A 12,778-nucleotide genomic window follows, 5' to 3' on the forward strand; every position below is an offset into this window, starting at 1 on the left:
ACACCTGATATGATAAACAAGAATCACCTGAAATATAAAAGAGGAATTGCCAGAACTTTGTCTGGTTTTATAATTCTGTTCTCTCTTATTTCATGCAAGACCTCCAATGACAAGACACTTGCCACCTGTCCTGCCGTTGGTTCCATTAAGCAAATAGGAGACGATTCCGTCATTATTTGCGATCAAAAACTATTAAAGGATACTATCCGGATTCCCTTAAGTTTGCTAGTCGATGACTTTGAAATAATCCGTCTGGATAATAAAAACGAAGCACTTGTCGGAGACCAGCAAACAGTTATTTCCGAAAATTATATCCTCGTATGGAACAAGCAGCAAAATCCGTTCAAGCTTTTCGATCGCAAAGGGAATTTCATTACTATGATCGGTTCTATCGGACAAGGGCCGGGAGAATACCAAACAATTTATGACGCTCAGATTGATGAAAAAAACGATCGGATTTATTTGTTGCCCTGGACCAGTAGTCAATTGCTGGTATATGACCTGAAAGGTAATTCTCTTCCTCCGATCCCTTTATGTTTACGTGTTCCCAAAGGAAAAATTCATGTTCAGGACAGCAATTTGATTGCAGCCGTCCTACTCCCATTTCCCGGATTACCTGCTATTGCCTGGACACAGGATTTCCTGGGAGAAAGAAAAGCATTCATCGAACCGGGAGACCGGACTGTTTATGACTATAACTCAGAAATTATTTCCGGAGGTAATACTTCAGCTTTCGATGTAATGATCCGATATGTGATGCCGGCACGGACAGATACGTTCTATCACTATGATTTCCAAAATAACCGTTTACGCCCAAAGTTTGTCACAGAGTTTTCTGAAGACCCAGTTCCTGAACATGGTTTTCAGGAACTGAGCAATCATTTTCTGTGCTATACTTATTCTACAATTCAAGTTTCAAAGTATATGTTTGACTCTGCTAATCCCGCATATTATATAATTGACAAACAGACCCTGAAGGGGGCATACATGCATCTGATAAACGATTTTCTGGGAAATACCGAATTACCGCTCAGAAGTTTCGATGGACATCATCCTCCTTTTCCCAATTTCAGAAATGGGTATTTCATTCTGAATATGGATCCGGGAAATTTACAAACAGAGCTACAAAATGCACTGAAAACAAAGGATCTGTCTCCGGATAAAGAGGCTGCTCTGAAAAAAATGCTTATCTCTATAAATGAAAACGATAATAACTATATTCTTCTGGGTCGCCTGAAGAAATAAAAAGAAATAATTATGATAAAGAACATCTCATATTGCTTGTTTTTTGCTCTTTTGATACTTGTATCCGGTTGTAAGCAAAAAAATGAAACAGAATCCTCTACTACTGAAGAAACTGCTTACCAGCCTGCCAGTCCGAAATATACAGCCAGGTATGACCATTCAACACCTACAGCTAAAATAGATGTCGAATCAGCTATTTCCACATCATCTCCTGTCCGGTTAAGTGAAGTGGCATCGACCATCGAATATTATCAGGTAGGCGACGATAAATATCCAGTGACCGAAGTTGTTGCTGTTGAGGGTGGTTTCATTGCCCTCAACAAGCCGAAACTATACCTTTACCGGCAAGGGAAAAAACGGAAACGGGTCGGATTGAAAACAGAATATAGTAATTGGCGGGACAATGAATCGGGTAATAACCTGTTTTATGATAAAAAGACTACCCGGTTATACGTACAATTAAAGAAACTGAATCAGGAAACCGGATATTCAACCAAATATATAGGAGAACTTCCTCCGTTGGACAGTGTCCTGGCCAGGGTGCATTATCTGTATCCGGACTCATTGCCAAACCGCCGTCTTCTGAAAAACTGGGTAGAGATATTCACTCCGGAAATGTCTGTCGGCCGGTTCAATTACCCTGGGACCGGTTTTGACTATGGAGTCAACACTTTCAATTTAAAGGGCGATACTCTCTGCCATTTTTATTTCGGGATCGATTCCATTGGTACTATTAAAAGCGATAACTTTTACAATTTCACACTCTTCCATACATCATATCTGTATGATAACAAACCGACATTTTCAGCGACCTATTGCGATACGGTTTACCGACTGCTGGATCAGCAGACCATTGCTCCGGTCTATGCCATCCATTTAGGCAAATACAAGGCACCGGCAACCTATGTGATTAATAGAGGAGATAAACGTAATAAAGCATGGGTGGATAATTTACGGGAAAATTCGCAAGCCGTATTCCTGAAAGTTCACAGGGAGGGTAAAAGTAATAAATCCGGATGGCTGGACAACAAAGACAAGCAGAACCAGGATTTTCCATCCGAAGATTACCTAATGGTTTATCTGAAAAATAAACGTCAGACCAAAGCATTACCACTGACAGCCCGGGGAATGATAAACGACCTGGACGGAGGCTTGCCTTTCTGGCCCGATGGTCAAACAGATGAATATATGTACATGATCCGGCCGGCCGGTGAACTGAAAAAAGGAATTAAACTAACCGGTTCCCCTAAACAGGAAACTCTTAAAAACTTCCTCAGTGATCTGCCGGACAATCAGAATGTAATGATTGTTGTCAAATAAGGATCCTGTCACCTTCCTGGTAAACTAATTGAATTAATTGGGATATACGATAATCGGTTGCCTTATTCACTCTTTTTATTAAGGATAACAATATTAACCTATCAGTTAAATTAAAACAATGAGTCATGAAAAGAAACTTACCATATAATCTATTGCTGGTTTTCCTTATTCTGTTTACCGGATGCAAACAAAAAGGGAAAGAAACCATATCCTCTGTAACGGAAGAAGCCGTTTATCAACCTGCCAGTCCGAAATATACAGCCAAATATGACAAGACAAATCTAACGGAAAAAATAGATGTCGAATCGGCTATTTCCACTTCCTCCCCTGTCCTGCTAAGCGAAGTGGCATCAACCATCGAATACTACCAGGTAGGTGACGACAAATATCCGATTACGGATGTTGTTGCCGTTGAAGGAGGTTTCATTGTTCTGAACCAACCCAAACTCTATCTTTACCGGCAAGGGAAAAAGCGGAAACGCGTAGGATTGAAAACAGAATACAACGACTGGAAAGATTATATCTCAGGTAAGAACCTGTTTTATGACAAAGCTACAACGAAACTGTATGGACAAACAAAGAAAATAAACCCGGAGACTGGATATGCCAATTGGTATATCGGAGAATTACCTCCATTAGACAGCGTGCTTGCCAGAAGATATTATTTATATCCGGACTCACTCCTAACCCGTCATTTACTGACAGATTATGCAGAGTGCTTCACTCCGGAAATGTACTACCGCCGTTTCAATTATCCCGGAAGTTCGTTTACCCAGGGAGTAACCGCTTTCAATCTAAAGAATGACACACTCTGTCAGTTCCATTTCGGAATCGACTCCTTAGGGGTAGTTCCGATAAAAAGTTATTACAGTTTTACTTGCTACAACAATTTTTATCTATATGAAAACAAACCAACATTCGTTGTAAACTTCTGTGACACAGTTTACCGTTTACAAGATCATCAAACAATCTTTCCGGCATATTATGTTCATTTAGGAAGATACAGACTACCGGCTAGCAAAGCTATAAGAAGCAGTGGGCTGGAAAACAAAGCATGGATTAACGGTTTTATCGAGAATCCGAAAGGAGTATTTCTAACAATCCACAAAGAAGGTACACATAGACAATCCGGTTGGTTAGAAAAAGAGAAAAACAGCAAAGAATTTCCTTCCGAAGATTATCAGATGGTTTTCCTGAAGAAAAGCCGACAAACAAAAGCGCTCCCATTGAAATCAAAGGGATTGACAAACGATCTGGATGAAGGTTTACCTTTCTGGCCTGACAGTCAAGTAGACGAATATATGTATATGATTCGTCCGGCCAGCGAACTGAAAAAAGACATTAAACTAACTGGTTCCCCTAAACAGAAAGCACTTAAAAACTTCCTTCGCAATCTGCCGGACAATCAGAATGTAATGATTGTCGTCAAATAAATTATACCTCCTGCCGGTTCTTTTTCGATGGAACCGACAGGAGGATAGTTCTATAAACTTTTATCTTTTAAGAGGATAAATCATCAGGTAATTATTATCATTTTCATCAATCATATTCTGTATATCAGTTAGTTTTTTCCGCATATCACTGGAAAGATCACTCTTTTTCAATAAAGTTTCAATCTCTGTCAGTAAATTTCCCGGTTCCATATTACGGATATAATAACCGTTCGAGAATATTCCGCTAGGCCATTCTATTTCCTGATCTCCGAAATAATCATTATATATTTTAAAGTAAGCCCCCTTGCAAGTATTCTTGTCTACTATATAATGAACTGTCTCTCCTGGTGTCGCAATTGTTCCATGTTCATTTTGCTGAACAACAGGAGGACCTGAAAATTGTCCTACAAAATGATTGGGCCATTCATTAAAACCATGCCAGGGGATAGGATCTGTTTTTGAATGATTAAATGTAAAAGTCGGGCGCAACCGGTTATTCTCAATATCATAATGATATAGAGAATCTGGACGAGTCGGTTCTACACATAAAAGATTGACATCAAACACATTGGGCATATTCAAATTACATAATATCTCATTATTAAAAGTCCAGGGAACTTCCAAATGCCCGGGGCCCACTTCCTGAATATGATTTCCAGCTAAATCCTGTACCCAGACAAGAGCCGGAGTTTTCGGAAAAGGTAATGTAGCCACCGTCAACGTACCCTTTTCCGGATCAACTTTGAACATGGCTTTCGGACAACGAATCCCAAGAGGTATGGGAGCTAGCGTCTCACCTTTTAAATTATAAACAAACAGATTCTCCGTTTGCCAGGGCATCAAATAAATACGATCGTTTTTCTCGTCAATCTGGGCATCATATACAAAGTTATATTCACCCGGACCTTGACCGACAGCACCTACATCCGTCAGATAATTTCCTTTCCTGTCAAAAAGTTTAAAAGCAGTAGGAGGATATCCGCTATGTATCAGAATATAATTATCGGAAAGACTAACACCACATTGAGTAACCAATGCCGTATCCCTACCATCCAATTTAACGATTTCCATATCTTCTGTAAAGAAACTAAGAGGAAGACGGATCGTATCTGTCAATAACTTCTGGTCACACGACAAGACCTTGTTGTCTCCCACCTGAACATACTGGCCTACAACGGGACAATCCTTCAAAAGATTCTTACGTCCGGCGTTGTTTTTATTCCCCGTAATACAAGAAACAGTAGCCAAAGTGATTAATAAACCGCCTAAAAGTTTCGAACTTGCATCCATACTAATTGGTATTTAGATTACTATATACAAATAAAGCTATTAAATCATTGGTATGCAACATTATTACTGTTTATTCGTAAATAAACGATAAAATCGTATTTAATGAATACAAATCAATAAATAATACCTATTTTTGAGGCAATCAATTAAAAAAACCGGTATCATGAAAACATTATATATTCTGATTGCCACCTGTGCTGTATGTCTCGGTACACTGAGCGGCTGTAAACAAAAAGAAGGAAAGAGCACCCGTCCAATCACTCCCCCTAAATATGAAGGGAAAGTCGATTATTCTGTTGCTCCTACCCATATAGATTTGGAAAGTGCCCTCGATGGCGAAAAGCAACCATTGAAGTTAAGCCAGATCGCTTCGGAAATAGATTATTATATTGTCGGAGACGGTAACTTTACGGTAAAGCAAGCTATTTCCATACCTGACAGCAATGCTTTCATCACGTTCAACAACCCGCGGCTCTATTACCGGAAAATAGGAAGGCCAAGCAAACGATACGGTTTCAAGGCACTGGCCTATAAATGGAATAATGAAATGAACGGGCATAATCTGTTTTATGACAAAAAGACGACCCGCATGTATTGTGCCATGAGCGGTAAAGATGTGGAAACCAGAGGAAGCCAAGAGCCTTGCGACCCACAAATCATTGAACTGCCTCCACTAGATACGATGTTGACAATCACCCGGTATGTTTTTCCTGAAACAGTGGAAAAGAAATACACAATCAACCTGGGAAAAGATAAACTACTGGGATTCTCATCCGACGGATATATGTTGAGCCACTATGAAGACACAAGCGGTGTTCCGAACTGCATGCTGACTTTTAACCTGGCTGGCGAAACGCTCGGAAAGTTCACCTTAAAGGATAAGTCGACGCTTTCCAAATCGCAAACGGATAATATCCCATTCTTCCAGACATCCTATTGGAATGAGGCACAGGATCAAATGACTTTTATGATACCGTTCTGTGATACCGTATTCCAGATGCATGATCCGCAGACTGTTGTACCTTTGTACAATCTGAATCTCGGGAGATACGGCATCCTGACTGACTATGCAGAAAAACAAGAAGTTACGGATGAGAAGATATGGTTGCGTACTTTATATGAAAACTCAAAAGGTTTATTCATGGGCCTGTATCAAAAGAAAGGTCCAAAGCTCGTAAGCTGGCTGGGATTTGAATATGAGTACAAACCGACACTGAGTTATCAGGCTGTTTATATGAAAGATGAAGGTAAAACGTATGTCCTTCCGCGTAGAGGACAGGGATTTGTCAACGACCTGGACGGCGGACTCACTTTCTGGCCGGACGGACAAACAGACGGTTATCTTTATATGATCCGTACACTGACAGAAATGCGTATGAACGTAGAACGAACCGGCTCGCCTAAACAGCAAAAACTACTGGATCTCCTTGACAACAAGAGAATACAGGAAAATCAGTATGTGATGATTGTGGTAAGATAAACAGGATGTTCGATATTTCTATAAATCATATTTCTTCATCTTATTATAGAGTGTCTGCCTACTGATATTCAGTTGCTGGGCACAAAGTGTCAGATTTCCTTTTTTCTCTGCCAGCACTTCACTGATAAACTGTTTCTCCATCTCTTCCAAAGTAACCGGATGGGAAACAGTTACAGGAGGAGCGTCCATATAAAAGTCATCACTATCGAGCACGGATGAATTTGAAAGAAGCACGGCACGCTCTATGGTCTGCTGCAAAAGACTGAGGTCACCATTGAGCATCCTGTCCGACAATTTATGCAATGCACCGGGAGTAATTCCGGGAAAAGGTTTCCCATAGGCCGTCGCATATTTCCGGAGCAGGGAGTTGACAAGCAATGTAACGACAGAATCTGTTTCTTCCGAAAGAAATTCCGATTCCTTTCGAGAGGAATTTTGTTTTCTCCCGGAACGGGATTCCCAGGCAGCGATAACAGTCGACAAGAGTTTATCATTATCCCAGGGTTTCACGATAAAATCCACCGCTCCCTTTTTCAGGGAAGAGACAGCCAGTTCGATATCGCCAAAAGCAGTTATCAGCACGACTTCCGGCGGATTCGGACGTTCACGGATACGGTCCAGCCAGAAAAGCCCCTCTCCCCCGCTCTGCTTCCCGGTTCCGAAATTCATATCCAACAGGACAACATCCACATCATCTTCCCGAAGCAAAGCAGGCAGCAAAGTCGGCACCGAAGCACAAACCACCGTCTTAAATTCACGCGAAAGAATCATTCGCAATGTTTTAAGCACCGCCTCATTATCGTCCACTACTATAATCTTTCCATTTCTCATAACAAAAGCAAAGATATACGGATTCTTTTTTCTCCCAACTCCCATTGTCTAATATTTAGACAATTTGACTGTATCCTTCAATTATTTTCACTTATTCTTTGTCTCTACAAAAGAAAGAGGATAGATTTGAAATGCCATTCGAAAAAGAACGGTACGAAAAGCCTAATATCGAATTTATGAAAACTGTCGCTCTAAAACTTGTATTCCGCAGCTGGTGGAGAAACAAAACATTCTCAATAATCTCCATCGTCAGCCTGGCGATCGGCATTGCCTGCACAAACCTGCTGGCCGTATTCACTATTCATGAATATGGAATAGAGAAAGGAAATCCGAACAAAGAACGTATCTGGATACTCAGCCAGGACTGGCCGATGAAAACCGGAGAAAAGACAATCTATGCAGGAGGCGATATCCCGGCAATGCTGAAAGAGAAATACAGCGAAGTTGAGAACTATCTCCGGATAAGCGGAGAAACCGTCAAATACATCTCTATCGATAATGTGAAACACGCACCGATTCGTCTCGTCTCCGCCGATCCGTCTTTGTCTGAGTTTTTCCCTTATAAAGTACTCTCCGGAAACCTGAAAGAAGCCTTGACCCAGCCCGACAAACTGGCCCTTACCGAACAAACTGCCCGGAAACTTTTCGGAAAAACCAATCCGATTGGCAAAATAATACATTTCAACCTTCCCGATGAAGAGATGAGTACCAAAGGCAGTACTAACAACGAACACGCTTACCAGGTTGCCGCTATCATAGCCGACCGGGAACAATCTTTTTTAAACCTGGAGGCAGTAACGGCCATTTCAGATCCTTTCTATGGCGGTACCAGCCTGTTACTGATGAACAAGCCAATCGACCGGAAAGCATTTGAAGCACAATTGAAAAAAGACAAAATCCCTACTTTACAGGGTGACCTGGGGAATTATTATCTGGATACTTTACAGGAAAGCTACTTCTACGCGCCCGAAGGACAGAAATCGTACTATCTGAATTTCCGTCAGCCTACATTGCTCTATGTAGGATTAATCTCCGCCATCCTGATTCTGCTGATAGCCTGTTTCAATTATATCAACCTCAACTTCTCACGTCTCCTTCAACAGGTACGGATGATTCATACACAGAAACTGATGGGAGCCAGCCGGAAAGAAATCGACCTGCAACTTTTTCTGGATACCTTCCTGACGGTAATCATTGCCTTCCTCTGCTCGTTGCTGATTACCCATGACCTGCTTCCCCTGTTCAACTCAATCGTAAACGGGCAATTGCATTCCTCTTTCTTTTTCAACGGACAATCATTGCCAGTCATCTGTTGTTTTATCCTGCTGTTATCCATAATTCCGGCAACCTATATGGGACGAAAGATATCCAGGCTTTCCAGCTCCGGCTACCGGGAGTTTTTCACCGGAAATAAAAAGAGGAAGATAGTCACCTCATTATCCATCGCCCAATATGTTATTTCTATCGGCCTGGTCATTGCCACACTGACGGTAAACGACCAACTTCACTTCATCCGCCAAGGAGGAGATAATTATAAAAACCTGATTGAAATAGGAGATTGGCAAGAAGACGGTTCTTATGTCCGTCCCTTTGCCCGGGAACTAAAAAAACACCCGGAGATAAAGCACGTATCCCTTGCCGGAAGCTCTATCCTGGACAGTTGGATAATGCAAATCGTCCTGAAAAATGAAGACGGCAGTGAAAACTATACGGCACAAATCAACTATTTCGGCGAACCAGACTTCCTGGACGCCTTACAACTGAAGCTGTTAAAAGGCCTTCCTCCCGAACAGGCCGTCGAAAAATATACCCGTCCGGTATATATCAATGAGAAATATGCAGAGATACTGGTCGGAAAAGGAGAAAACCCGATCGGTAAGCCGATTAATGCGATCGATAAAGAGTTCGACGAAGGGAATACAGGTAATGATCCGTCAAATGCACCGGTCACGACAATTGCCGGTATCGTCGATAACTTATACACACATACGCTGGAAAGTGAGGTTTATCCTTTTACCATACAGATCAACAACAGTCCTCAAAATTCGTTCAATTACATTTATATACGCCTCGGCGACGACAGAGAAAAGAGTATCGCCGCCGTACGGGAAGCATGGAATAAGGTAAACCCGGGTAACTATTTCACGTACCAGGATGTTTACCAAAAGTTCCTGCAACGGAACGAGAAAACAACCGAACTCTCCCGGCTGCTGTTTATGTATTCATTGATCAGCCTCTTCCTGACTTGCTGCGGCCTGTTTGGAATGGCACTCTATGCAACCGAACAACGCACCAAAGAAATAGGTATCCGGAAAGTGAATGGAGCGACCAGCCCCCAAATCATGTTACTGCTCAACAGCCAGTTCATATCCTGGATAGGCATTTCCTTTATCATTGCTATCCCTATTACCTGGCTGCTACTCAACCGCTGGTTGGAAAATTTCGTCTACCACACGGATATGAACATCGGAATCTATCTGATAAGCGGTTTTTTTGTCCTGCTCATCACCCTACTCACCGTCAGCTGGCACAGCTACAAAGCTGCATCCGGTAATCCTGTTAAAGTATTAAGAAGTGAATAACCTATTATGAATTACAAAATGAAAGCAATCGCATTCAAACTCGTCCTGCGAAGCTGGTGGCGGAACAAGACATTTTCAATCATATCGATCGTCAGCCTGGCAATCGGCATTGCCTGCACGAACTTGCTAGCTATTTTCGTTATCCATGAGTATAACCTGGAGGCGGATAATCCTCACCGGGAGACTATTTATATGATGGACCAGGATTCGCCGATCCAACCGGGTGAACGGGTTTGTTTCACTGCCGGTGGTATTGCAGCCGAGATTAAAGAAAAATACCCGGAGATTATAGATCATGTATGCCTTAATAATATCGGAATGGATTACATAAAAGTAAACAATACCCGTTTCGACCCCATCATTATAATGACAACAGAAGCCTCGTTTCCCCATTTCTTCCCTTATAAGGTATTGTATGGAGATTTGAACGAAGTGCTGACACAACCGAACAAGATCGCCTTATCGGAAAAATGCGCCCAAAAGTATTTCGGTAAAGAGAATCCGATCGGCCAAACAATCATAACCGGTGAAAATAATGTAACGACCCGTGTACGGGAGGATGGTACGATTGAAGAGGGAAAGAATGAAACCACCTATCAGATTGCCGCTGTGCTGAAATCGCGTAAACAATCTTATATCGACTTCGATGCCGTAATCGGAAATGACGGGCCAATCCCTGGAGGAGTATGTCTGTTTATGACCAACCGCCCGATCGATACGAAAAAGTTTGCCGAACAAATCCATAAAGACGGCATACAAACCTTTGTTCCTGACGGAAAATACCGTCTGTACACTCTACAAGAGAGTTATTTCAAAAAATACACACAGGAAAGTTACTTCTTCATGAACAGCCGTCAAAAGACATTACTTTACGTCGGGCTGATCTCAGCCATTCTTATCCTGCTAATTGCCTGTTTCAATTATATCAATCTCAACTTCTCCCGCCTATTGCAACAAGTGCGGATGATCCATACGGAAAAACTGATGGGAGCGACAAAAAACAATATAAACCACCAGCTATTTATCGATACATTCCTGACCGTCATTGTATCCTTCCTGTTATCTTTGCTGATAACACACGATCTGATCCCGATATTCAATTCGATCACTTCCGGAAAGATAGAGACTTCTTTTTTCTTTAACAGACAGGCATTACCTGTTATTACAGTGTTCATACTCCTGTTATCGATCATTCCTTCTGTTTATATCAGCCGGAAAATATCCAAACTATCGGCCTCCGGCTATCGCGAGTTTTTCACCGGAAACAAGAAAAGAAGGATCGTAACGGCTCTTTCGATTGCCCAATATACAGTCTCTATCGGGCTGATCATCGCAACACTTACAGTAAACAACCAACTTCATTTTATACAAAACAAAGCGGAAGGATATCACGGATTAATCGAGGTGGGCAATTGGGGAGCAGACAATTCCTACTTACCGGCTTTTGCACACGAAATAAGAAAAATACCCGGCGTAGAAAATGTAACACTTACAGGTGGTCCTTTACTAAACATGGGGATAGCTCCCGTGAATATCAAAAACCAGGATGGAAGTGAAAGCCATTATATGAAAGCGCAATACATGGGAGGACGTGATTTCCTGAGAACATTAAAAATCGACATCATACAGGGAGTTGAGCCGGATAAGGCGCTCGAACAATTCCAAAGTCCGGCCTATATCACCCGGAAATATGCAGACCTACTGATTCCGCCGGGAGAAAATCCGTTCGGCCAGCAACTAAGTAAATACGACAAAGACTTTAAAGAATATGAAAAAAACAGCAACAACCCTAAAGTGGTCGTTGCAGGTATTGTCGAGAACATGTTTGCCAATTCACTCGAAGAAGATGTTTTTCCCAGTATCATTTACATCGGCCAGGATGATGATAAACGATATGCTTTTGCAGAGATCAAAGTGGGCAAAGAACGTCAGCAAACAATGGCTGCTATTAAAGAAGTATGGGAAAGGATGAATCCGGGTAAATATTTTACTTTCCAGGATGTCTATAAAGAGTTCATGCAACGCAACAGCAGAACAACCGAACTGGCGGAATTAATGATCATGTACTCGCTGATCAGTATTTTCCTGACTTGTTTCGGATTGTTCGGAATGGCTTTGTATGCTACGGAACAACGCACCAAAGAAATAGGCATTCGGAAAGTAAACGGTTCCAGCACTTTAGGTATTATGTTTCTACTGAATAAACAGTTTGTCGGCTGGATCGGGATAGCCTTTGTCATTGCCGTTCCTGTATCATGGCTTTTCCTCAATCGATGGTTGGAACACTTTGCCTATCATACGGAAATATCCGTCTTCCACTTTCTGCTCGGTGGGATCAGTGTACTTTTTATAACACTGCTCACCGTCAGCTGGCATACTTACAAAGCGGCTTCGGGCAATCCTGTCAAAGTTTTAAGAAGTGAATAACAACTAAGCTCAAAGGCTACTTACTTTAAGGACAAAAGCTATAGCTTCTAATCTCGAAAGCTATAGCTTTTGCATCATGTCACCCCGGTGACGTTTCATCATCACCGGGATGGTATCCGAATATCATCGGGATCATATTTTAATGCGAACTATTAAGACATAAATCATGT

Annotated in this window: 8 protein-coding genes; 6 read left to right on the forward strand and 2 right to left on the reverse strand. The window is 41.7% G+C overall.

Features of this window, described 5'->3' with window-relative positions:
* The first annotated feature begins 9 nt into the window (after positions 1 to 9).
* The 3 genes from HMPREF1535_RS05490 to HMPREF1535_RS05500 all read left to right on the forward strand — a co-directional run bounded on the left by HMPREF1535_RS05490 (position 10) and on the right by HMPREF1535_RS05500 (position 3,998).
* A complete protein-coding gene (locus tag HMPREF1535_RS05490) occupies positions 10 to 1,245 on the forward strand; it encodes a 6-bladed beta-propeller (protein ID WP_046145525.1) in 1,236 nt (411 codons plus the stop codon).
* A 12-nt stretch (positions 1,246 to 1,257) separates the two neighbouring features.
* Entirely contained in the window at positions 1,258 to 2,565 is a 1,308-nt protein-coding gene (locus HMPREF1535_RS05495) for a DUF4933 domain-containing protein (protein WP_046145526.1), read from the forward strand.
* A gap of 125 nt (positions 2,566 to 2,690) precedes the next feature.
* Complete coding sequence (locus HMPREF1535_RS05500; RefSeq protein WP_046145527.1) at positions 2,691 to 3,998, forward strand: DUF4933 domain-containing protein; 1,308 nt, start codon at positions 2,691 to 2,693, stop codon at positions 3,996 to 3,998.
* A 60-nt stretch (positions 3,999 to 4,058) separates the two neighbouring features.
* On the opposite strand, the gene HMPREF1535_RS05505 is transcribed toward HMPREF1535_RS05500, so the two are convergent.
* Positions 4,059 to 5,288, reverse strand: coding sequence for a 6-bladed beta-propeller (locus tag HMPREF1535_RS05505; protein WP_046145528.1), 1,230 nt, complete (start codon positions 5,286 to 5,288; stop codon positions 4,059 to 4,061).
* Positions 5,289 to 5,451: 163 nt separating this feature from the next.
* Here HMPREF1535_RS05505 and HMPREF1535_RS05510 point away from each other — a divergent pair, with 163 nt between their 5' ends.
* A complete protein-coding gene (locus HMPREF1535_RS05510; RefSeq protein WP_046145529.1) occupies positions 5,452 to 6,768 on the forward strand; it encodes a DUF4933 domain-containing protein in 1,317 nt (438 codons plus the stop codon).
* A gap of 18 nt (positions 6,769 to 6,786) precedes the next feature.
* On the opposite strand, the gene HMPREF1535_RS05515 is transcribed toward HMPREF1535_RS05510, so the two are convergent.
* Positions 6,787 to 7,599, reverse strand: a complete 813-nt coding sequence (locus HMPREF1535_RS05515) for a sigma-54-dependent transcriptional regulator (protein ID WP_046146423.1) — start codon at positions 7,597 to 7,599, stop codon at positions 6,787 to 6,789.
* A gap of 176 nt (positions 7,600 to 7,775) precedes the next feature.
* Between HMPREF1535_RS05515 and HMPREF1535_RS05520 the strand changes: the two genes are divergently transcribed.
* Together HMPREF1535_RS05520 and HMPREF1535_RS05525 are read left to right on the forward strand one after the other, a co-directional pair.
* The gene (locus HMPREF1535_RS05520) at positions 7,776 to 10,181 is read left to right on the forward strand and encodes an ABC transporter permease (RefSeq protein WP_046146424.1); all 2,406 of its coding nucleotides are present in this window, start codon (positions 7,776 to 7,778) and stop codon (positions 10,179 to 10,181) included.
* A gap of 18 nt (positions 10,182 to 10,199) precedes the next feature.
* Entirely contained in the window at positions 10,200 to 12,608 is a 2,409-nt protein-coding gene (locus HMPREF1535_RS05525) for an ABC transporter permease (protein WP_046146425.1), read from the forward strand.
* The last annotated feature ends 170 nt before the right edge of the window (positions 12,609 to 12,778 follow it).

Source organism: Parabacteroides goldsteinii DSM 19448 = WAL 12034 (genome assembly GCF_000969835.1).
In the GTDB taxonomy this organism is placed as follows: Bacteria; Bacteroidota; Bacteroidia; order Bacteroidales; family Tannerellaceae; genus Parabacteroides; species Parabacteroides goldsteinii.

Coding starts and splice junctions, on each gene's coding strand:
- HMPREF1535_RS05490 (WP_046145525.1), top strand. CDS start 10: ATGATAAACAAGAATCACCTGAAATATAAAAGAGGAATTGCCAGAACT.
- HMPREF1535_RS05495 (WP_046145526.1), top strand. CDS start 1,258: ATGATAAAGAACATCTCATATTGCTTGTTTTTTGCTCTTTTGATACTT.
- HMPREF1535_RS05500 (WP_046145527.1), top strand. CDS start 2,691: ATGAAAAGAAACTTACCATATAATCTATTGCTGGTTTTCCTTATTCTG.
- HMPREF1535_RS05505 (WP_046145528.1), bottom strand. CDS start 5,288: ATGGATGCAAGTTCGAAACTTTTAGGCGGTTTATTAATCACTTTGGCT.
- HMPREF1535_RS05510 (WP_046145529.1), top strand. CDS start 5,452: ATGAAAACATTATATATTCTGATTGCCACCTGTGCTGTATGTCTCGGT.
- HMPREF1535_RS05515 (WP_046146423.1), bottom strand. CDS start 7,599: ATGAGAAATGGAAAGATTATAGTAGTGGACGATAATGAGGCGGTGCTT.
- HMPREF1535_RS05520 (WP_046146424.1), top strand. CDS start 7,776: ATGAAAACTGTCGCTCTAAAACTTGTATTCCGCAGCTGGTGGAGAAAC.
- HMPREF1535_RS05525 (WP_046146425.1), top strand. CDS start 10,200: ATGAAAGCAATCGCATTCAAACTCGTCCTGCGAAGCTGGTGGCGGAAC.